This window comes from Streptomyces sp. LMG1-1-1.1 (assembly GCF_040815545.1).
Classification (GTDB): Bacteria; Actinomycetota; Actinomycetes; order Streptomycetales; family Streptomycetaceae; genus Streptomyces.
The window spans coordinates 1-21,486 of record NZ_JBFPNH010000035.1 but is presented as its reverse complement, the minus strand read 5'-3'; the positions used below and the strand labels follow the sequence as shown (position 1 = coordinate 21,486).

The window sequence follows — 21,486 nt, the reverse complement described above, 5'->3', positions numbered from 1 at the left end:
CCTTCCACGGACACCCACACGCGTCATCCCCCTCCTCACGCGTCTCTACACCCATCAATCCGATCTTCTTATGGTCGGCGGCCGAGGACCTCGGGAGTGAGGTGCCGGGAGAGGAGGGCGAGGGCCTCCGCGAGGCTCCGGAGCGTGTCGGGGTGGGGCGGGGTGCCGTCGGGCGCGGTGAGGGCGGCGGCGAGGGCGTCGTCGATGGTGCCGGCGCGGACTTCGGCGACCCGGGCGGAAGGGTTCGCGGTGGGGTGGATGAGGCGCCGGCGGCGGTCTGCGGGGTCGGGGCGGGTGTCGACCGAGCCGGCTTCCTGGAGGCGGGCGACGGCGGTGGAGACCTGACTCTGGGGCAGGCCGGTGCGGGTGGCGATCTCGCCGACCGTGGTGCCGGGGTGGGACACGAGGTCGCCGAGGACCACGAGGACCGAGCGAACGGACCCTCGGGAACCGGACGCCGCCGGGGGCATCGCCTGTTCGCCGATCTTCATGAGGGTGCGTCCCAGGAGGAACAGTTCGACTCCGTTCATGACCCCAGGCTACATCGCGATCGATACATCGATATTGATGCATCGAGATAGATGGGTTACCGTCGTGGTGTCAGTCGGAGACGCCGACGACATCTGGCAAGGGGGGAACCACCATGGCCACGGCCGCTGCCACCATCCGCACGCTCGACGTCCCGGGCGCCACGCTCCACTTCCGGGTCGAGGGCAGTGGTCCCGTGCTCCTCCTCTCGCAGAGCGGCGAAGGGGACGCGGACCGCACGGTGGATCTCGTCCCGCACCTGACGGACCGCTTCACCGTCGTCACGTACGACCGCCGCGGCCTGTCCCGCAGCACGCTCGACTCCCCCACCCGGGCCGTCACCATGGCCGATCACGCCGACGACGTCGCCCGGCTGCTCGCGGAGGTCACCGACGAGCCGGCGCTGATGGCCGGGTTCAGCATGGGCGCGGCGATCGGCCTCCAGGTCGTGGCCCGTCACCCGGGGATACTGAGCGCCCTCGTCGCCCACGAACCCGTCATGCCGAATCTGCTGCCCGACGCCGACCGCGACGACCACGTCGCCGAACTGACCGCCATCCGGACCGCCTACGCGGACGGAGGGCCGGCGGCGGCCTTCCCGGCCATCGCCCGCCACCTCGGCATCGACCCGGCCCACGAGGACACCGAGGCCGACGTCACGCCCCAGCCGATGACGCCCCGGCGCCAGGCCAACTTCGGCCACTTCATCGGCACCGAGTTCACCGCAGTCACCTCGGACACCCTCCACCCGGAGGAGCCCCTGCGGGCCGCCGCGCTCGCCGGTACGCGGATCATCCCCGCGACGGGCCGGACGACCCCGCCGCAGGTCCACACCTACCGCTGCGCCCTGGCCCTGGCGGCCCGGCTGGACACGCCGCCGGTCGAATTCCCCGGCGGGCACAACGGAAACACCGCCTTCCCCCGGGCGACGGCGCGGGTCCTGAAGGACGTACTGGGATGACGGGAAGCGCGGCGGCCGGGAGGCTGCCCACCGGTCCTGCACAGCGGTCCTGCCCACTGGTCCTGCCCTGCGGTCCCGCCCACGGATCCCGCGGCCCGGTGGGCGGGGACCGGCGGGGCCCGTCAGCCGGCGCCGCCGCTGAGCGGCCCGGCCCTCGGGCCCGTCAGCCCGCGCCGTCGAACAGCAGCTGCGCGGCGACCGTGGTGCCGTCGGTGCGGAGGGTTCCGGCCACCGCGGCCGCGCGGGTGCGGAGTGCCGGGGCGAGGGCCTTCCGGAGGGCCGCGGCCAGCGACTCGACGGTCGGCGTGGGGTCGTCGCACCAGGTGCCGACGCCGAGGTCGGCGACGCGCCCGGCCCAGTACGGCTGGTCCGCTCCACGGGGGATGACCAGCTGGGGGACGCCGGCCTGGGCGGCGGTCGTCGTCGTGGCCGCGCTGCCGTGGTGGACGACGGCGGCGGACCGGCGGAACAGGGCCTGCTGGTTGACCTCGCCGACGACGAAGCAGTCGTCCCCTCCCTCGGCGGGGGCCAGGTCGGCCCAGCCCCGGGAGACGACGACGCGGTGGCCCTGGGCGCGTACGGCCTCGACGGCCGGGTGGGCGACGTCCGCCACCGCGCCGCCGGGCATGCTGCCGAAGCCGACGTAGACGGGCCGTGCGCCGGCGTCGAGGAAGTCCACCAGGTCGGCGGGGAGCGGGCGTTCGTCGATGACGTGCCAGGCGCCGGTCTGTACGACACCGAGGCCGGTCGGCCGCCACGGGGAGAGGATCGGGTCCGTGGCGAGCCACGGGTGGTCGGTGAAGGCGAAGTCGCGGACGTTCTCCACCGGCGGGAGGCCGAACGCGGCCCGCCGGCTGCGGAGCATGTCGCCGAACATCGCGTCCGCGATACGGGCGTCCTCGTCCCAGAGCGCCTTGTTGTCGCTCTCGTCCTCGGCAAGGGAATGCCCCCGCCGGGCGGGCGGGCGGCGGTGCGGGGACGGCAGGCTGACGGGCTGGTGCCCGGCGTGCACAAAGCGGATGCCCAGCTTCTCGGCCACCGAGCGCGCGCCGGAGACGACGGGCAGCGGCCCGGTCGCCACGAGGACGTCACACCCCTCGGCCACCGCGGCGACCGTGTCGAACTGCGCGTCCATCAGTTCGGCGGCGCGTTCCGCCAGGCCGGCGGCCGAACCGGGCGTCACCGTCGTGACCAGAGGGCGTACGGGCCGACCCGTCGACACCATGGGCACGGCGAGCTCGGCGAGGCGCTCGGCGAACTCCTCGTCCGGCGGCCCGCACACCCGTGCCTCCGCGCCGAGTTCCCGCAGGCGCGCCGCGAGGGCGGCCATGGGTTCGACGCTTCCGCGTGACCCGTACGTCGACAACACCACACGCATTCCGTGACTCCCCGTTCCTCTTCCTCGTCCGGTATCCGTCGGAGATTCTGCCCCGCTCGTGATCTTGACCGAGCCACTGGGGCACGTGCGCGACGAGGTCTCCAGGTGCCGCCACGGCCGGGGGCGGGACGTGGGGGCGGTGGACCCGAAAACGCTTGGACCGCGGGGGTGTCGGCGCGGGAGAATCCGTTTGCTCACCTTTCGGTAAGACAACACAGGGTTGGGTATGGGATCACCTGAATCGAACGAAGGATTACCGAGCAAGGGTTCGGTGCTTCTGGCTCTGCGCTGCTACGGCCGGGAACTGGTCCGGCTCCGGTGGCTGACGCTGCCGGCGATGGCCCTGCCGGCGCTCGGGAACATCGGGATCAACTACATCGCGCCGCTGATCGTGGCGAAGCTCGTCGGGAGGATCGCCGGGGGCGGCGAGGAGGCCGTGGACATCGGCTCGATGCTGCCGTACGTGCTCGGGTTCGCGGGGGTGCTGCTGTTCGCAGAGACGTTGTGGCGCGTCGGGCTGCACTGCCTGAACCGCCTCGACGCACGAGGGATCGAGCATCTGTACGTCATCGGGATGGACGAGCTGTTCGCCAAGGACGCGGCCTTCTTCCACGACAACTTCGCGGGGTCGCTGACCAAGCGGGTACTGAGCTTCGCGTCGCGTTTCGAGGAGTTCGTCGACACGCTGACGTTCTCGGTGATGGGCAGTTTCCTGCCGTTGCTGTTCGCGTCGGTGGTGCTGTGGCAGTACGACCCGCTGCTCGTGGTCGGGCTCCTGGCGATGATCGCGTTCACGGGGCTGTGCGCGGCGCCGCTGATCCGCCGCCGTCAGGTCCTCGTCGCCGAGCGGGAGCAGGCGATCGCGCGGGTGTCGGGGCACGTCGCGGACAGTCTGATGAACATGGACACGGTTCGCGCGTTCGCCGCGGAGGACCGGGAGGCGGCCGAGCACCGGTCGCGCGTCGCGGAGTCGCGGCGGCTGACGCTGCGTTCCTGGGACTACGGCAACCTGCGGATCGACACGCTGGTCGCGCCGATGTCGGTGCTGACGAACGTGCTGGGTCTGGTGCTCGCCCTGGGGCTGGGCGGGGCGGAACACGGGGTGGAGGCGGTGATCGTGGCCTTCACGTACTACGCGAGCGCGACGCGGATCATGTTCGAGTTCAACCAGATCTACCGGCGGTTGGAAAGCTCGATGACGGAGGCCGCCCAGTTCACGGAGCTGCTCCTGGAGCCGCCGACCGTGCGTGACCCGGTGAGCCCCGACGTGCTCATCGGTCGGCCGTCGGACGTGTGCTTCGATCGGGTGAACTTCGCGCACGGCGGCGCGAAGCCGCTGTTCGAGGGCCTCGACCTCGACGTGCCGAGCGGGACGAAGATCGGTCTCGTCGGGCGGTCCGGCGGTGGCAAGACGACCCTCACGCGGCTGCTGCTGCGGATGACGGACATCGACGGCGGCCGGATCCTGGTCGGTGGGCAGGACATCAGCCGGCTGCGTCAGGCGGACCTGCGCGGTCTGATCGCGTACGTGCCCCAGGACCCGGTGATGTTCCACCGCACGCTGCGGGACAACATCGCGTTCGCCCGGCCGGAGGCCACCGACGCGGAGATCCGCAGGGCCGCCGAGGCCGCGCACGTCACGGAGTTCGCCGACGCCCTGCCCGAGGGGTTCGGCACCATGGTCGGCGAGCGTGGGGTGAAGTTGTCCGGCGGGCAACGCCAGCGGGTCGCCCTCGCGCGGGCGATCCTGCGCGACGCGCCGATCCTGCTGCTCGACGAGGCGACCAGCGCCCTCGACTCGGAGAGCGAGATCCTCGTCCAGGACGCGCTGTGGCGGCTGATGGAGGGGCGGACGGCGCTCGTCGTGGCGCACCGGCTCAGCACGGTGGCCACGATGGACCGGCTCGTCGTGCTGGAGCGCGGGCGGATCGTCGAGCAGGGCTCCCACCAGGAGCTGCTCGACGCGAAGGGCGCGTACGCGAAGCTGTGGCGGCACCAGTCGGGCGGCTTCCTCGACGACACGGCGGGCGGTGTCACCCCTTCGGGCGACGCCGCCACACCGGCTGATCTGTGTTGACGACGCCGACGTCCCCCTGTCCACCCCCGTGGGTCAGGGGGACGCCGGCGTCGGGTCAGGCGGTCTCGCAGGTCGGGTCGGCCAGCGCGCTCACGGTGTACGGGGGCCGGCCCGGCGGCTCGTCCAGCTGGCTGTTGACCACGTAGAGGCGGCAGTCGTGCCGGGCGAGGGTGGTCGGCAGATCGAAGGGTCCGTCCGTGAGGCGGTGGGTCACGGTGCCCGTCCGCAGTTCCTCGTCAAGCCGGGCGATGTAGACGCCGTGCGGGGCGCCGTAGTTGAGGACGGCGTAGAGGGTGCGGCCGTGCAGCACCATGCCGTCGGCGCCGAAGGACTGGTCGCCCAGGTCGAGTCGGGTGATTCCCTTGTCGGTCGTGTCGACGCGCCACACGGCCTCGGTGCCGTTGGACGCCACGAGCAGGGTGGTGCCCGACGCGTCGGCCACGATGCCGTTCAACAGCCAGTAGCGCGCGGGGAACTGCGGGAACGCGTCGCGGACGTCGAGCCAGGGTTCGAGCGGGCCGATGCCGCCGTCGGCCCGGATCTCCGCGCGGTGGACGACGGGGTTGGCCCAGTCGGTGACGTACACCGCGTCGTCGGTCACGGCCAGGTCGTTGAGGTGGGGCGCGCCGAGCGGTCCGTCGGCGGCCGTGCGCTCGGCGAGGAGCCGGCCCTTGCGGTCGTGGACGGTCAGGGTGGCGCCGCCTACGGAGAGGATCCGGCCGCGCCGGTCGGTGTGGACGCCGAGGGAGCTGGGGCGGTCCTCCAGGCCGCTCGCGGGGAAGGGCGTCAGGTCGGGGCGGCCGACGCGGCCCCGGTAGAGGGCTCCGGTGCCGTCGGAGGACACGTACATGGTGCCGTCCCTGGTGATGGTGATGCCCTCGGGGAGCACGCCGGGTGTCCGGGAGACGACATAGGTGTCGGGCAGGTCCCGCGCGGCGGCGGGGCCGGGTGCGGCGGCGAGGGAGGCGAGGAGGACGGCTGCGGTGAGGCAGGCGGTACGGGCGGGTGTGCGGCGCATCGGTGCGGCCTCCGACGGGGCTCGGTGGGTGGACAACCGGAGCCTGCCGGGGCGTCAAGCGGAACGCATGGCCTTTCATCCCTGGGTGAAAGGGTCCTGCGGGCCGATAATCGGTCAGCATGCTCCGCCTTCACTTCACGGCCGCCGATCTGCGGCAGATCACCCTCGCCCCGGCGGCCGACGCGCTGTCGGAGACGGTCCTGAGCCTGCGTCTGGTCCTGCGCCTCGGGCGGGGGTCGGAGGGTCGCGGTCGCGGTGACGCGCGGTTCCACCAGCTGCGCCCCGCCGCGCGCCAGTGGCAGCGGTCCCTGCGGCCCGGCGTGGGGGCCGGGGCCGGTGTGCTCGCCGAGCTGGTCACCGAGGACGGGTTCGTGCCGGACTTCCTGCTCCAGCCGTCGGCGCACGACTTCGACGGCGCGCTGGAGTCGGCCGCCTCGACGCCCTCGGAGCGGCTGGCGCTCGACCTGGGGATACCGGAGACCGAGGGCTGGAACGGGGGTCTGGCCAGGCCCGGCCGGTGGGCGCACGAGCTCGTCCAGGGGTCCCCGGCCGCATCCCGCGCCCTGGTCGACGACACGCGTCGCCACTTCCGGACGTCGGTGGAACCGCTGTGGCCGAAGATCCGCGGCGACGCCCTGACGGACCGGGCGCTGCGGGCCGAGATGCTGCTGCGCGGCGGTGTCGACGCCCTCCTGACGACCCTGGGCACGACCTGGCGCTGGGAGGCGCCGACGCTGCACCTGCCCTCCGCGTCGACGTACGACATCCCGCTGTGCGGGCGTGGGCTGCTGCTCGTCCCCTCGTGGTTCGCGACCGGCCCGATGGTGATGTACCGCCCCGAGGAGCCGACCGTCCTGGTGTACCCCATGTACGACGGGTCCGGCGGGGGCCGGGCCGACGGTCCCGGTGACCGGCCGGAAGCGCTGGCGGCGCTGCTCGGGCGCACCCGGGCGCAGGTCCTCGCGCTGTTGCGTTCCCCCGCGACGACGACGGCGCTCGCGGAGCGCGCCTCCGTGTCCCTCGCGGCGGCCAGCCAGCACGCGGGCGTGCTGCGGGGGGCGGGCCTGATCGACACGGTGCGGACCGGGACGGCGGTGCTCCACAGCCTCACGCCGCTCGGCCACTCGCTGCTGGCGGGTGTCCGGCCGTAATTCGCTTGCCCCGGGCAGGGGCCCGGGCTGGACTGTGGCCGGGCGCCGCGGGTCGTGGTGCCGTCGATTCGAGGAGGCAGCGGCAGCCATGGAGATGCGTACGACGACGGATGAGGACTTCGGGGTCTTCGTCGACACCCTCCATGCGGCTTTCGGGCGCTTCGCGGAGACGCCGGTCGACGGCGGTGGGCTCTGGTGGTCGGCGCTCGAGGCGGACCGCTGTCTGCTCGCCACGACGGCGGAGGGGCGGCCCGTCGGGACCGCCGGCACGTACCCCTTCGAGCTCACCTTGCCCGGCGGGATCCTGGCGCCGGCCGCCGGGGTGACCGCCGTCGGCGTGCTTCCCTCGCACCGGCGTCAGGGCGTGCTCACCGCGATGATGCGGCATCAGCTCGGGGAGCTCCGGGCCCGCGGCGAGTTCCTGTCCGTACTGCTGGCCTCCGAGGCCCGGATCTACGGCAGGTTCGGCTACGGGCCGGCGACGTACACGGCTCGGCTGACGGTGTCGCGCCACAGGGCCGCGTTCGCGGCTCCCCGCGCCGGTGCCACGGCGGGCGCACCGGCGGCAGGCTCGGTCGAGGTGCTGCGCGGTGCCGCGTGCGGCAAGGTCCTTGAGGAGGTCTACGACCGGTACCGGCGGGCGCAGCCCGGTGCGCTGTCCCGGCCGCGCCGGTGGTGGGAACTGCGTGCGGGGCAGCCGCCGATCTCGCCTGCGCCGCGGTACGTCGCCGTCCACCGGGATGCCGCCGGTCTCCCGGACGGGTATGCCAGCTACGCGATCGGCGAGGCCGACACCCTGCAGGTCGACGAGGTCATCGCGACCGACGACGCCGTGTTCACCGCTCTGGCCCGGTTCGTCCTGGAACACGATCTGGTCTCCCAGGTCGTGTTCAAGCACGTCCCGCCCGGGCATCCGCTGCGCTGGCGGCTCGCGGACTTCCGTGCGGGCGAGGTGAGCGGCGACACCGACTGGCTCTGGGTGCGTCTTCTCGACGTACCGCGCGCGCTGGCCACGCGCGGCTGGTCAGCGGACGGCGAGCTGGTCCTCGACGTCGACGACCCGTTCCTCGGGGAGCGCGGCCGCTACCTGCTGACCGTCCGGGACGGCAAGGCCGACTGCGTCCCGACGGACCGGGACCCCGATCTGTCCCTGGACGTGCGGGACCTGGGTTCGCTGTACCTCGGGGGCACCGCGCCGAGCACGCTCGTGGGCGCCGGCCACGTCCGGGCCCACCATTCCGGGGCGGTCGTCCTCGCCGACGCCCTGTTCCGCGCCGAGCGCTCCCCGCACTGCCTCCACTGGTTCTGACGGCGCGCGGCCCTGCGCGGGCGAACGGGCGGCGTCACTCGCGAGGATGAGGTCGGCCGGGTCCCGGCTGCGCTTGCGCTGCCGGGGGTGCGGGGCATCGGAGAGTGGGCGGACGACACACGTCCCCTTCGAGGAGGGAGCCAGATGGGCACTCGCCCGGCCCTTCGATGCCGTACCGCCCTCGCCGTGCTGGCGCTGACCGCCGTGACGGCGGCGGTGCCCGGTGCGCTGTCCCTGCCGGGGGCAGCGGCCTCGCCCGTCGCGCCGGCGTTCGACACGGCGCCCGCGCGGGCGGCACTGAAGCGCCTGCTGCCTTTCCAGGCACGGCAGTTCACCCTGGTCCCCGTCGAGGAGCCGGAGTCCGGCGCCTCGTTCTCGGTGTCCGGCGAGGCGGGGGCGATCCGGGTGCGGGGCACGTCGCCGGCCACGCTGCTCGCCGGGGTGGGCTGGTACCTGGAGCGGGTCGCCGGGGTCGACATCGGGTGGCCGGGCGACAGCGTCGAGCGGTTGCCCGCCGTCCTGCCCGCGGTGCCCGGCACCCTCACCCGGTCCGCGACCGTGCCCCACCGCTACGCGCTGAACGACACGGACGAGGGGTACTCCGGCGCCTACCGCGGCTTCGAGGCGTACCAGCACGACATCGACGTGATGGCGCTGCACGGCGTGAACGAGGTCTTCGTGCCGACCGGCGCCGAGTACGCCTCCTACCGGGCGCTGCAGGAGTTCGGTTACGACGCCGCGGAGTTGCGCGAGTGGATTCCCGCACCCGCGCACCAGGGCTGGTGGCTGCTGCAGAACATGTCCGGGTTCGGCGGGCCGGTGTCCGAGCGGTTGATCGAGGCGCGCGCGGCCCTGGGCAGCCGGGTCGCGAGGCATCTGCGCTCCCTGGGCATGACCCCTGTGCTGCCGGGCTTCTACGGCACGGTGCCTCCGGGGTTCGCCGCCCGGAACCCGGGGGCGGTCACGGTGCCGCAGGGCCGGTGGGTGGGGTTCGACCGGCCGGACTGGCTGGACCCGACGGGGCCGGTCTTCGACCGGCTCGCCGCCGCGTACTACCGGGCCCAGAGGTGGCGGTTCGGCGAGACCGACATGTTCAAGATGGACCTGCTGCACGAGGGCGGCACGGCGGGGCCGGTCGATGTGGCGCGGGCCGCCGGGGCCGTCCAGAGGGCGCTGGAGGCGGCGCACCCCGATGCCACGTGGGTGATGCTCGGCTGGCAGCGGAACCCGAGCGCGGCGCTCCTGAGCGGCGTCGACCGTCGCCGGGTGCTGATCGTCGACGGTCTGTCCGACCGGTACGACGCTCTGGACCGCGAGTCGGAGTGGGGCGGGACGCCGTACGCGTTCGGCTCGATCGCCAACTTCGGGGGCCACACCACACTCGGGGCCAACACCGGTGTGTGGATGGGCCGTTTCCACACGTGGCTGGCGAAGCCCGACAGCGCGATGCGCGGCATCGCCTACCTGCCCGAGGGCACCGGCGGGAACCCCGCCGCGTTCGACCTGTTCACCGAACTCGCCTGGCAGCCGGGCGCCGTCGACCACCGGGCCTGGTTCGCCGCGTACGCCGCCCGGCGCTACGGCGGCGCCGACCCGCACGCGGCCGCCGCGTGGGAGCAGCTGCGGCTGGGCCCGTACAGCGGACGTTCCGGCACGTGGAGCGAACCGCAGGACAGCCTGTTCGCCGCGTGGCCGAGTCTGACGACGGCGAAGGCCGCGCGGTGGAGCCCGTCCGGCATGCGCTACGACGGGGACACGGTGGAGCGCGCGCTGGCGGAGCTGCTCCGGGTGGCTCCCGAGCTGCGGACGACGGACGCGTACCGCTTCGACCTCGTGGACGTGGCGCGGCAGGCGCTCACCAACCGCGCCCGCGTCCTGCTGCCGCGGATCAGGGCCGCGTACGAGGCCCGGGACCTCGAGACGTTCCGGGCGCTGGTGGGCGAGTGGGGCGCCGACGAGGAGCTCCTCGCGCGGCTCGTGGGCGCGGACCGGCGGTTCCTCGTCGGGCCGTGGATCGCCGCCGCCCGCTCGTGGGGCACGCACCCGGCCGAGCGCGACCGGCTCGAGTACGACGCCCGCTCGATCCTCACCACGTGGGGCGACCGGGTGCCGAGCGAGTCGGGCGGGCTGCACGACTACGCCAACCGCGAGTGGGACGGGCTGCTGCGGGACGTCTACGCGCCGCGCTGGGCCGCCTTCTTCGGCGGTCTGGACGCGGCCCTGGTGACCGGCACGGCCCCGGCGGCCGTCGACTGGTTCGCCGGTGACGACACCTGGGCGCGTGACCACGGGGCCTACCCGTCGGCGCCGACCGGCGACCCGGTCGCCCTGGCGGGCGAGGTGCACGCGGCCCTTGCGGTGGCGGATCGGGACGGAAGGTCGGGGGCGGGAGGCGCAGCGGAGGAACACTGCGGCGTGCGCGGGGCACGTGCGCCGGTAGTGATCCCGTGCGCGGGTCGGTGAGGTGCGTGGGCCGTTGAGGCCACCGGTCGCTCCGCGCATGCTGGGGCGTGGCGGGCCGGAGGCACCGCGGGCCGCGGCATGTGAGCGAGAGGCGAACGATGATGCGTCTTCCCTGGGGCAGGGCCGTGGTCGTCGGAGGCAGTTACGCGGGCCTGGTGACCGCGCGGGTCCTGGCCGACTTCTTCGACGAGGTCGTCGTCATGGAACGCGACCCCGTCGACGGGGAGACGGGCAGCCATCCGGGTTCGCCGCAGGGCTACCACGCGCACGCGATGCTCGCGCGGGGCGGCGAGATCCTGGAGAAGCTGTTCCCCGGGCTGCGCGAGGAGCTGCGGGAGGCCGGCGCGCCGGTCTTCGACTACGGCGAGGGGATCGACTTCCTGCTGCCCGCGGGCAACGCTCCCCGGACGCGGACCGGGGTCCTGGTCCAGACGTTCACCCGTGACGAGCTGGAGCGGCGGGTCCGGCGCCGGGTGCTCGCGCTGCCGCGGGTCACCCTGATGGCCGACACGTCCTGCGCCGGTCTGCTGCGCGACCGGAGCGGGCGGGTGAGCGGAGTGACGTACCGCCGGCAGGACGCGCCCACGCAGCCGTTCGGCGCGGTCGAGCTGTCCGCCGACCTCGTGGTCGACGCTTCGGGCCGGTCCAGCTCCCTGGAGCGCTGGCTGGGCGAGCTCGGGGTCCCGGTGCCGGCGAAGCGGACGGTGAAGGCGAAGGTCACCTACACCTCGATGAACTTCGACCGGCCCGAGGACGGGCATCCCGCCTTCTTCATCGCGTACCAGATGCTGTTCGCGCCCCGCGTCTCCCGCGCCGGCGTCCTGCTGGCCGTGGAGGGGGGCCGGTGGACGTGCTCGCTGTTCGGGTTCCAGCAGCAGCCGCCGACCGACGACGCCGGGTACCTGGAGTTCGCCCGCTCGCTCGGCAATCCGCACCTGGCGGAGCAGCTCGCCCGGCGCACCTCCCAGGAGGCCACCCACCGGTACACCAACGTCGACAACCAGTGGCGGCCGTACCACAGCGTCAAGCGGTGGCCGGACCGGCTCATCGCGGTCGGCGACGCCGTCTGCGTGTTCAATCCCGTGTACGGGCAGGGTCTGACCGTGGCCGCGATGGAGGCCGAGCTGCTCCACGGCATGCTCGCCCGGCAGCGGGCGGCGGGTCGCACCCCGGACGGCGTCGCCCGCGACTTCCAGCGGCGCGTGGGGCGCCTGCTCCTCGCCCCCTGGACGCTGTCGACCAACTCGGACCTGATGTGGGATCCCCGGCAGCGGGCCGCGGGCGCCCGGTTCGCCCACTGGTACAACACGCGCCTGTTCCGGGTCGCGGTGAAGGACCCGGCGGTATGGTCACGATTCGTCCGCGTGGTCAACATGACGGCCTCTCCCGCCGTACTGTTCCATCCGGCGGTGGCCGTGAAGGTGGTGGCGGCGGCCCTGCGCGAGTGACGCGGGCCACGTTGCGCACGGACGGCCGATGAGGGCCCGGATCACGGCAGTGGGGCGTTAGCACGACGGCAGTGGGACGTCAGCACGTCGCGGGAGGCTGGGAGGGACCATCGTGGCCGGTGTCCGCCGGCCGCGCACCAGCCGACCAGGGGGGCCTCACCATGCGTGCCGACGATCGAGCGAGAAGGACCGGTGCGGCAGCCGTGCCGGCGACACCCGGACGTGCGGCGGCACCCGGCCGCGCCGAACGCGCGCGAAAGAGCGGGTAGAGACGTGCTGACCACAAAGGTGGCGGTGACCGTCCACGCCTCCGACCCGCTCAGCCGGGCCGGGCTCATCAGCCATCTGCGGCACCAGCCGAGCATCGACTTCGTGCCCGAGCAGCCGGACGGCGACCGCGACACCCCCGCCGTGGCCGTCATGCTCGCGGACCGGATCGACGAACCGACCACGGCGGAGCTGCGGCGGCTGCTGCGGGGCAGGGACCAGCGGGTGGTGCTCGTCGCCCGCGAGCTGCGCGAACCCGACCTCCTGTCGGTGGTCGAGTACGGCGTACGCGCCATCATCTGGCGCCATCAGGCGACCGAACAACGGCTGTTGAGCGCGGTGCACAGCGCGGCGCGCGGCGACGGCGAGCTCCCGCCGGACCTCGTCAGCCGGCTCCTGAACCAGGTGGGGCGGCTTCAGCGGGCGACGGCCGGGGGCACGGCCGCCGGCGGGGCGGTGCCGCTCTTCGGGATGGCGCCCCGTGAGGTGGACGTGCTGCGGCTGCTCGCCGAGGGCCTCGACACCCGGCAGATCAGCGAGAAGCTCGCCTACTCCGAACGCACCGTCAAGAACATCCTGCACGCGCTGATGACCCGACTCCAGCTCACCAACCGGGCGCATGCCGTCGCGTACGCGCTCCGCGAAGGCTACATCTGATGATCCACGAGATCGACGAGGCTCTGCGCGGTCTGCTCGCGCCCGCCGTCACGGGCGACATAGCCTTCGACGCGCCGACCCGGGACTGGGCGGCCCGCCGCAACGCCCCGACCCTGAACGCCTACCTGTACGACATCCGGGAGGACGTGGCCCGGCGGGAGCGCGGCGCCCATGCCGAGCGCGACGCCCACGGGATCGTGACCCGGCGGCGGCAGCCCGCGCGCTGGTTCCGGCTCTCGTACCTCGTGACGGCCTGGACCTCCCGTCCGGAGGACGAACACCGCCTTCTGTCCGGCGCGTTGGCGCTGCTCCTCCCGCACGAGGTGCTGCCCGCCGACGCCGTGCCCGAGTCGGTGCGTACGCTCACCACCGCCGTGCCGCTGTCGGTGGCCGTCCCGCCGGCGGAGTCGCGTTCGCTGGCGGACATCTGGTCGGCGCTCGGCGGCGAACTCAAGCCGTCGCTCGACGTCGTGATCACGACGCCGTTCCCGGTCACTCAGGTGTACGCGGTGGCACCGCCGGTCACCGAGGCGGAGATCGTGGTCCGCGGGGCCGACGGGGTCCCGGGGGACGCCAGGCCGCGGATCGTGCGGCGCACGGCGATGTCCGGCAGCGCCCCCGCCGCGGAGGAAGGGGACGGGGCGTGAGCGACCTCGACAGGAGCCGCGACGGCGTCCTCGACGCGCTCGCCGCCTTGCGCGCCCGGGTCGCGGCGCTGGTGGACGCCCGCAGCGCCGGGGATCCGACGGCCGGAGACCCGCTGCGCGGCCTCTACGTCACCGCGGAGACGGCCCGCCGGATCGCGACGGAACCGGCGCCGCGGGTCACCTCCGCCCCGGCGGGCGGCGTGCCGCTGCCGGACGGCGGCGGACCGGGCCGGCTCGCCGCGCTGGCGGGGACCTTCGGACTTTCCGCGCTCGACGCGCAGATCCTCGTGGCGGCCCTGGCTCCCGATGTGGACCGGGGGTTCGAGGCGCTGTACGGGTATCTCAACGACGACGTCGGGCGGCGCCGCGCGACCGTGGCGCTGGCACTGGACCTCGCGGGCACCGGCGCCTTCGACGCGTCGGCCCGTGACCGTTTCCATCCGGCCGCCCCGCTGCGTTCCGGGGGTCTCCTCGACGTGGAGGACGAGGACCGGCCGCTGCCCGGGCGTGCGCTGCGGGTGCCGGAGCGGGTGGTGGCGCATCTCCTCGGCGACGACAGCCGCCTCGACGCCGAACTCCTGGGTTGCGGCGTGGAATTGCTCCCGCCTGCCACGCATCCGAGGGGCGCGGCGGGCGGGTCGTCCTCTTCGGTCGGCGCACGCGTCGCCGCGGCCGGGCCCGTCACCGTCCATCTGCGGGAGCGTGTGCCCGGGGCCGCCGCCGACGCCGTGGTGACCGCGCTGCGGGCGGCCGGGCGGCCCGTGCTGCGGTACCGGCCGGAGTCGGCCGACCCGGCGGCGGGGCGCGCGCTGGTGCGAGAGGCCCGGCTACGGGGGGCCGTCGTGGTCGTCGAGCCGCTGCCGTCGCGGCCGGGGCCGCTGGTGCGTGCCCTGGCGTCGCGGGGTGCGACGGTCGTCCTGGCCGGCACCGACGCGCCCGACCCCCGGTGGGCACCGGAAGCCGAGCTGCTGGCGCTCGACGCGCCGGACGAGGCGGCGGGTCCCGGTGACCTGTGGCACCGCGAACTCGACGGTTTCGACAGGGACTTCGATCTGGACGAGGCGACCGCGCCGTACCGGCTCAGCGCCGACCAGGTCCGGCGGGCGGCGCGTTCGGCGCGGGCGCTCGCCGCGTTCGAGGGCACCGGGCTGGGGCTCGCGCAGGTGCAGCGCAGTGCCAGGCTGGTCTCCGCGCCGCTGCTCGACAGTCATGCGCGGCGGATCAGGCCGGCTGTCGGCTTCTCCGATCTCGTCCTGCCCGAGGAGCCGTTGGGGCTGCTGCACGAGCTGACCGCCAGGGCCCGTCATCGGGATCGGGTGCTCGGCGAATGGCGGCTGCGCACCGGTGGCGGGCGCGGGCGCGGTGTCGTCGCCCTGTTCGCCGGGGAGTCCGGCACCGGCAAGACCCTGGGCGCCGAGGTCGTCGCGGGCGAACTGGGCCTCGACCTCTACGTGGTGGACCTGTCGTCGGTGGTGGACAAGTACGTCGGCGAGACCGAGAAGAACCTGGAGCGCATCTTCGCCGAGGTCGACCGCACGGACTGCGTGCTGCTCTTCGACGAGGCGGACGCGGTGTTCGGAAAGCGCTCGGAGGTGAAGAGCTCGCACGACCGCTACGCCAACCTGGAGAGCGCGTACCTGCTCCAGCGCCTTGAGGCGTTCGCGGGGATCGCGGTCCTCACCACCAATCTCCGGGCCAACATCGACGAGGCGTTCACGCGCCGGCTCGACCTGGTCGTGGAGTTCCCGTTCCCGGATCCCGGGCAGCGCGTGTCCCTCTGGCACTCGTGCCTGGCCGGTACACCGAAGGCGGAGGACGTGGCGGAGGAGATCGTGCGCTGCGCCCGGGAGTTCGAGCTCGCGGGCGGCGCGATCCGGTCGGCCGCGGTGACGGCCGGCTATCTGGCGGCGGCCCGTGGTTCGGCGGTGACCGGCGAGGACGTACGGGCGGGGGCGCGGCGCGAGTACCGGAAGGCCGGGCGTCTGGTGCCGGACGCGGGGACGCCCTGGGCGCCGTGACGGCGTGAGGTGCGGCAGGTGACGACGGCGGAGGGGGCCACCCGTGCGGGTGGCCCCCTCCGTCGTGCGAACCGTCGGCGTCAGGTGGTCACATGACGCTGCCGCCGATCAGCTTCTTCAGCGTCTCCCCGTCGACCGTGCCGGTCGCGGGCAGTCCGACGGCCCTCTGGTAGTCCTTGATGTGGGCGGCGACGTTGTCGTCGTACTTGGTGGTCTTCGACGTGTTGTTGCGGAAGTGGTCGATGCCGTACTGGGCGTTGGTGCGGGCCACGTCGAGGTCGTGGTCGTCGAACTGGCGGTTGTACGCCCACCAGAACGCCGCCATCAGCTGGGTGGTCTGCCAGGTGTTGGTGCCGTACTTCACCTGGTCGGTCCTGATCCCCTGGGACCAGAGGGAGGTGAGGGTGGCCCGGTTGAGGGTGCCCTCGGCGTCCGTCTTGTAGATCGCGGCGGAGTTCCTGCCGTTCTGGACCCCGTCGTTGTAGACGGCGCGCTGGTAGCAGACGAGGGAGGCCCGCGTCTGCGCGTCGATCACTCCGCGGGTCCACCCCGGCTTGAGGTCGCAGGCGTTGTCCAGGGCCGCGAGCCGCTCCTGGGCGTACTCGACGACAAGGTCCCTCGCGTCGCCCTGGCGCCACGGCGGGAGGGTCTTCGTGGGGGCGGGCGGTGCCGGGGGCTGGCCGCCGCCGCTGCCGGGGTCCGTCCCGCCCTCGGTGGGCGTGCCCGGGTTCTCGGCTCCGCCGCCGCCCTCCGTCGGGCCGCCGCCCTGGTTGCCGCCGCCGTCGGCCGGTGGCGGACCGCCGTCCGCGAGGGGCGGGGGGCCGCCGGGCGTCGGTCCGCCGGGCGTGGGTCCGCCGCCGCCGTCGGACGGCAGAGGCGCCTGGGGAAGTTCGTCCCCGTCGCCCTGGGGCGCGGGCCTGGGTGCTCCGCTCGCCTGGATCTCCTTCGCGGCGCTGACGATCTTCGGCGAGAAGTTGAACCAGAGCACGAGGAAGGCGATCACCGCGGTCAGCAGGAGCCCACCGACCACCACCAGCCAGTTCCCGAAGACCGGGCGCTGGTCGAACGTGGCGTCGAGGTCGAGCGCGGTGTCGTCGCCCGCCCGCCGCACGGCCACGGTGAACCGGTGCGACTCCTCGGCGCCGGTCCACCGCACGGCCTGCGGCCGCACCACGAGCTCGCCGAACGCGGCGCGGCCCGGTGCGATCTGCACGGCGTTCGGCCGTACGTCGAAGGTGAGCCGGTTCGCCTCGTCGCGCACCACGAGGGATGCCGTCAGCGGGGTGTTGCCCAGGTTGTCCACCGCGATCCGCGCCCGGCCGCGGAAGCGGCCGAACAGCGCGGGCGGCAGCACTTCCGCGCGCGTCTCCGTGAAGGGCGTGACGGTCAGCCGGCCCTCCAGCACGTCGCGGGCACCGGAGTTCTCCCGGGGGTCGACGCGCACGCCGTACGCGAGCGGTCCGGCCTCCACGTCCGAGGAGCGCGGCGGCGCGAACGAGATCTCGGCGGTCCCCTCGCTTCCCGGGTAGAGGCGGAGGACGTCCGGCTCCACCCGGGACCAGCCCGAGGGTTTCCCGACGAGGGAGAGCCGGTACTCCTCGACGGTGTCCCCGGTATTGCGCACCCGCAGTCGGGCGGAGGTCCGGGCCCCTGGCTCGACGGTCACATCGGCCGGGTCCAGAGAGGTCCACATGGTCATGAGCGCAGGTTAGGGGGACGGGGGTGGTGTCCGGCTGCCCGAAAGTCCCCGCTCGGGGGCAGCGCGGCCTGCCCCCGCGCCCGCGCGGGGCCGTTCGGCGCGGGCAGGACCCCCCGTCGGGGCGCCCGCGGCCCGGCGGCGCGACGACTCACCCACGCGCCCCTGCCCGTTCGTCCCCCACGCGTTGCCCTTCGGTACCTCGTCCCCGCGTCGGCGGGCCGCTACGCAGGGTTGGCGCCGCCGCCCGGGTGCGGAGAGACCGCCCCCTACGGGAGGACGAGGACACCGTGTCGACAGGAGCACAGCACGGGCGGAGCCCGGCCCGCAAGACCCCGCCCGGTGCCGGGCGCTCCGCCGCCCGCCGGGCACCACGGCGCACGGCCGACGCGGAGGGCCGGTTCGCATCCGGTCTCTCCCCCGCCGAACGGACCGGTCGCCGCCGCGTGCGGCCCCGGCCTGACGGCCGTGGCCGACGTCGTCCGCGACGGGCGCGGGCGGGGGCGGCCCTGCCGGACCGGGCGTCGGGCCCGGGACTTTCGGGCAGGTCGCCCTGCCCTCGTGCCCGCCCGTTCACTCCTGCTGCCGCGCCCGCCGTCGGGGGAGAGTCGACCGTGTCGGAGCGCCCTGCAGCGACGACGCCGACGCCTGTGCCTCAGCCGCGAACCGCCGCGCCCCGGTGGACACCGGCCGACCGACCCCATCAGCGAGGAGCAACCGACCGTGCCCACCTATCTGTCCCCCGGTGTCTACGTCGAGGAAGTCGCCAGCGGCTCCCGTCCCATCGAGGGCGTCGGCACCTCCGTCGCGGCGTTCGTCGGACTGTCGCCGACCGGGCCGCTGAACGAGCCGGTGCTGGTCACCAACTGGTCGCAGTACGTCGCGTCGTTCGGAGACTTCACGGACGGCTACTACCTCGCCCACTCCGTGTACGGGTTCTTCAACAACGGCGGCACCGCCGCGTACGTCGTTCGTGTCGGCGGCGGGGACGCGGCGGGCGCCACGCGGGCCGTCGGCGCGGCCGCAGCGGCCGTGCCGGAGCTCGTGGCCGGTGAGGCCGTCGCCCTGGGCACGTTCCGGGTCGCCGCCATCGCGGCCGGCGCCGAGGCCGGCGGCGCTCTCACGGTCGAGGTGCAGGACGTGGAGGGCGAGACCGAGCGCTTCAAGCTGGTCGTCAAGGACGGCGAGAAGGTCGTCGAGAGCTTCGACGCGTCGGCCAAGAAGAGCGCCCGCAACTACGTCGTCGCGCAGGTCAAGCAGCGCTCCAAGACCATCGTCCTGGAGGAGGCGGCCGCCGGGGGGCAGCTCGCCAAGCCCGACGCGCAGTCGGTGACGCTCGCCCCGCCGGCACAGCTGCCCACGCCGGCGGCGGCGCAGGCCGCCGGGTCCGCCGCGCTGGAGTCCGGGCAGTTCATCGGCGACTCCGCCGACCGCACCGGCTTCGGCGGTCTGGAGGCGTTCGACGAGATCAACATGGTGGCCGTGCCCGACCTGATGGCCGCCTACCAGCAGGGGCTGATCGACCTGGAGCAGGTCAAGGCCGTCCAGCTCGGTCTGATCGCGCACTGCGAGATGATGGGCGACCGGATGGCGATCCTCGACCCGCCGCCGTCGCTGAACGCGCGGGACATCCGCAAGTGGCGCCAGGAGATCGCCGGTTACGACTCGCGGTACGCGGCGCTCTACTACCCCTGGATCAAGGCGTTCGACCCGGCGACCGGGCAGACGCGGACGGTTCCGCCGTCGGGTCACATGGCCGGCGTGTGGGCCCGCAACGACGCCGAGCGCGGTGTCCACAAGGCTCCCGCGAACGAGATCGTGCGCGGCGCGGTCGACCTGGAGCTCCAGATCACGCGCGGCGAGCAGGACCTGCTCAACCCGATCGGCGTGAACTGCATCCGGGCGTTCCCCGGCCGCGGCATCCGGGTGTGGGGCGCGCGGACCCTGGCGTCCGACCCGGCCTGGCGCTACCTGAACGTCCGGCGCTACTTCAACTACCTCGAGGAGTCGATCCTCGTCGGTACGCAGTGGGTCGTCTTCGAGCCCAACGACCAGTCGCTGTGGGCCCGTATCCGCCGCAACATCTCGGCCTTCCTCGTCAACGAGTGGCGGCAGGGCGCGCTGTTCGGCCAGCGCGCCGAGGACGCCTTCTACGTGAAGTGCGACGCGGAGACCAACCCGCCGGAGTCGGTCGACCTCGGCCGCGTGGTCTGCGAGATCGGCATCGCTCCGGTGAAGCCGGCCGAGTTCGTGGTCTTCCGGCTCGCGCAGTTCCAGGGCGGCGGCGGCGAGCTGGAGGAGTAGTCCTCCGCACCGCTCCTCCCTCCCACCCAGCCGAACCCTTCTCATGAACAGGAGTGACCCGCATGTCCCTCGACACCGGTGACGCCCTCACTACCCACAATTTCGGCCTCCAGATCGACGGCGTCATGGTCGAGACCCTCCAGGAGATCAGCGGCCTCTCGATGGAGCAGGACGTCATCGAGTTCCAGCAGGTCTCGGCGGACGGCAAGCCGATCATCAAGAAGCTCCCCGGCGTGAAGAAGGCCGGTGAGTGCACGGTGACCCGCGGTGCCACGCAGTCCGCCGCGTTCACCGAGTGGATCTCGTCGTCCATCGCCGGCGACATGGGCTCGGCCCGCAAGGACGCGTCCATCATCTTCCTGGACTACCAGCTCAGCGAGGTCAAGCGGTACAACCTGCGCAACGCCTGGTGCACCAAGGTGGAGCTGAGCGCGACCAAGGCCGGCGACGCCGCCGCCCTGACCGAGCAGGTCACCATCACCTTCGAAGAGCTGACGCTCGGCTGATGCGACGCGAGGGATCGGCGGGAGCGCGGCACGACCGCGCGGAGGATCCGCTGCGCACGGAGTTCGAGTTCGAGCTGCCCCGGGGTTTCGTCGACGAGGCGGGCACCGTGCACCGCAGCGGGGCGATGCGGCTGGCCACGGCCAGGGACGAGCTGCTCCCGCTCCGGGACATCCGGGTCCGCGAGAACCCGGCGTACCTGTCCGTGGTGCTGCTCGGCCGGGTGATCACCCGGCTCGGCACGCTCCCGTCGGTCCACGACGGGACGGTGGAGAACATGTTCGCCTCCGACCTGGCGTTCCTCCAGGACTTCTACCGGCAGATCAACGCGGAGGGCCACACCCGGGCCGCCGTCGCCTGCCCGCACTGCGAGCAGTCGTTCGAGGTCGAGCTGGCCGGGAGCCGCCTGGGGGAATCGTGACGTACGCGGCCGACCGGATCGAGGAGGAGACCGCGTACCTCGCCTTCCATTTCCACTGGGGCATGGACGACATCCTCGATCTGGAACACGCGGACCGGCGGAAGTACGTGGCGCAGGTCGCGTCGCTGGTGGAGCGGTCGCAGGCGTGACGGCATGACGGGGAACGGCAGTTCGGGAAACGGGAGGGAGGAGAAGGTGGGCATGTTCGGGAAGTGGCGGGGCCGGAAGTCGCACGGCGCGGAGGCCGGTGCCCCCGTGGAGGGCGCGGCTCCTGCCGCCCCCGCGGCGGCGCCCGGGGACGCGTGGCGCGGACTGCCGCCCGTGCAGCGGGTGCTCGACGCCCCCCGCACCATCGCGGAGCACGGCTTCTCCACCTCCCTCGCGACCCACTGGAACCCGTCCTTCCAGAGCGACCTGGGCCACGGCGCCCTCCCCGACGCGCCCGCCGGCGTCCTCCTCGACGCGGTACGGCCCGTCCTCGGGTCCGGTACGGGCCCGGCGGGCGGCGAACTGCCGGGGCTGCGGCTGCCGGTGGCGCGCGCTGCCGGATCGGCCGCCGACCCGGCGCCCCTTCCCGACGACGCGGCCGGAACCGCGCCCGAGGGCCCGCGTGCCGGTGGCGGGCAGGCCGTGCAGCGC

Annotated in this window: 17 protein-coding genes and 1 pseudogene; 14 read left to right on the top strand and 4 right to left on the bottom strand. The window is 73.7% G+C overall.

Annotated features, from left to right (window positions below; all coding sequences use genetic code 11):
• Positions 1 to 68: 68 nt before the first annotated feature.
• A complete protein-coding gene (locus MRBLMG1_RS20985; RefSeq protein ID WP_367825629.1) occupies positions 69 to 530 on the bottom strand; it encodes a MarR family transcriptional regulator in 462 nt (153 codons plus the stop codon).
• A gap of 113 nt (positions 531 to 643) precedes the next feature.
• Between MRBLMG1_RS20985 and MRBLMG1_RS20980 the strand changes: the two genes are divergently transcribed.
• The gene (locus MRBLMG1_RS20980) at positions 644 to 1,489 is read left to right on the top strand and encodes an alpha/beta fold hydrolase (protein WP_367825628.1); all 846 of its coding nucleotides are present in this window, start codon (positions 644 to 646) and stop codon (positions 1,487 to 1,489) included.
• A 163-nt stretch (positions 1,490 to 1,652) separates the two neighbouring features.
• Here MRBLMG1_RS20980 and MRBLMG1_RS20975 read toward each other — a convergent pair whose 3' ends face one another.
• A complete protein-coding gene (locus MRBLMG1_RS20975; protein ID WP_367825627.1) occupies positions 1,653 to 2,819 on the bottom strand; it encodes a glycosyltransferase in 1,167 nt (388 codons plus the stop codon).
• Positions 2,820 to 3,093: 274 nt separating this feature from the next.
• On the opposite strand from MRBLMG1_RS20975, the gene MRBLMG1_RS20970 reads away from it, so the two are divergent.
• Positions 3,094 to 4,944: an ABC transporter ATP-binding protein gene (locus tag MRBLMG1_RS20970; RefSeq protein WP_367825626.1), complete on the top strand. Its 1,851-nt coding sequence runs from the start codon at positions 3,094 to 3,096 to the stop codon at positions 4,942 to 4,944.
• A 55-nt stretch (positions 4,945 to 4,999) separates the two neighbouring features.
• Here the strand turns inward: MRBLMG1_RS20970 and MRBLMG1_RS20965 are convergent, their stop codons facing one another.
• Positions 5,000 to 5,962 carry a hypothetical protein gene (locus MRBLMG1_RS20965; protein WP_367825625.1) on the bottom strand — a complete coding sequence of 321 codons (963 nt, stop codon included), beginning with the start codon at positions 5,960 to 5,962 and terminating at the stop codon, positions 5,000 to 5,002.
• A gap of 119 nt (positions 5,963 to 6,081) precedes the next feature.
• Between MRBLMG1_RS20965 and MRBLMG1_RS20960 the strand changes: the two genes are divergently transcribed.
• The 7 genes from MRBLMG1_RS20960 to MRBLMG1_RS20930 all read left to right on the top strand — a co-directional run bounded on the left by MRBLMG1_RS20960 (position 6,082) and on the right by MRBLMG1_RS20930 (position 15,922).
• Positions 6,082 to 7,113, top strand: a complete 1,032-nt coding sequence (locus MRBLMG1_RS20960; protein WP_367825624.1) for a winged helix-turn-helix domain-containing protein — start codon at positions 6,082 to 6,084, stop codon at positions 7,111 to 7,113.
• Positions 7,114 to 7,201: 88 nt separating this feature from the next.
• Positions 7,202 to 8,422 (top strand): GNAT family N-acetyltransferase, encoded by a 1,221-nt coding sequence (locus tag MRBLMG1_RS20955; RefSeq protein WP_367825623.1) that lies wholly within the window; start codon positions 7,202 to 7,204, stop codon positions 8,420 to 8,422.
• A gap of 186 nt (positions 8,423 to 8,608) precedes the next feature.
• Positions 8,609 to 10,885, top strand: a complete 2,277-nt coding sequence (locus tag MRBLMG1_RS20950; protein ID WP_367825622.1) for an alpha-N-acetylglucosaminidase — start codon at positions 8,609 to 8,611, stop codon at positions 10,883 to 10,885.
• A gap of 98 nt (positions 10,886 to 10,983) precedes the next feature.
• Entirely contained in the window at positions 10,984 to 12,333 is a 1,350-nt protein-coding gene (locus MRBLMG1_RS20945) for an FAD-dependent oxidoreductase (protein ID WP_367825621.1), read from the top strand.
• Between the two features lie 273 nt (positions 12,334 to 12,606).
• Complete coding sequence (locus tag MRBLMG1_RS20940; protein ID WP_367825620.1) at positions 12,607 to 13,257, top strand: helix-turn-helix transcriptional regulator; 651 nt, start codon at positions 12,607 to 12,609, stop codon at positions 13,255 to 13,257.
• Positions 13,257 to 13,904 (top strand): DUF4255 domain-containing protein, encoded by a 648-nt coding sequence (locus tag MRBLMG1_RS20935; protein ID WP_367825619.1) that lies wholly within the window; start codon positions 13,257 to 13,259, stop codon positions 13,902 to 13,904. Before MRBLMG1_RS20940 ends, MRBLMG1_RS20935 begins: the two co-directional genes overlap by 1 nt.
• A complete protein-coding gene (locus tag MRBLMG1_RS20930; RefSeq protein WP_367825618.1) occupies positions 13,901 to 15,922 on the top strand; it encodes an AAA family ATPase in 2,022 nt (673 codons plus the stop codon). The genes MRBLMG1_RS20935 and MRBLMG1_RS20930 overlap by 4 nt, the downstream gene beginning before the upstream one ends.
• 88 nt (positions 15,923 to 16,010) lie before the next feature.
• Here MRBLMG1_RS20930 and MRBLMG1_RS20925 read toward each other — a convergent pair whose 3' ends face one another.
• Complete coding sequence (locus MRBLMG1_RS20925; protein ID WP_367825617.1) at positions 16,011 to 17,621, bottom strand: peptidoglycan-binding protein; 1,611 nt, start codon at positions 17,619 to 17,621, stop codon at positions 16,011 to 16,013.
• Positions 17,622 to 18,341: 720 nt separating this feature from the next.
• Between MRBLMG1_RS20925 and MRBLMG1_RS20920 the strand changes: the two genes are divergently transcribed.
• The 5 genes and pseudogenes from MRBLMG1_RS20920 to MRBLMG1_RS20900 all read left to right on the top strand — a co-directional run.
• A complete protein-coding gene (locus tag MRBLMG1_RS20920; RefSeq protein WP_367825616.1) occupies positions 18,342 to 19,922 on the top strand; it encodes a phage tail sheath family protein in 1,581 nt (526 codons plus the stop codon).
• Between the two features lie 62 nt (positions 19,923 to 19,984).
• On the top strand, positions 19,985 to 20,428 hold the full coding sequence (locus MRBLMG1_RS20915; protein ID WP_017242133.1) for a phage tail protein: 444 nt from the start codon (positions 19,985 to 19,987) through the stop codon (positions 20,426 to 20,428).
• Entirely contained in the window at positions 20,428 to 20,847 is a 420-nt protein-coding gene (locus MRBLMG1_RS20910; protein WP_367825615.1) for a hypothetical protein, read from the top strand. Before MRBLMG1_RS20915 ends, MRBLMG1_RS20910 begins: the two co-directional genes overlap by 1 nt.
• Positions 20,844 to 20,996, top strand: a complete 153-nt coding sequence (locus tag MRBLMG1_RS20905) for a DUF6760 family protein (RefSeq protein WP_266900549.1) — start codon at positions 20,844 to 20,846, stop codon at positions 20,994 to 20,996. The genes MRBLMG1_RS20910 and MRBLMG1_RS20905 overlap by 4 nt, the downstream gene beginning before the upstream one ends.
• A gap of 52 nt (positions 20,997 to 21,048) precedes the next feature.
• A pseudogene (locus tag MRBLMG1_RS20900) lies at positions 21,049 to 21,486 on the top strand (hypothetical protein); the annotation flags it as partial.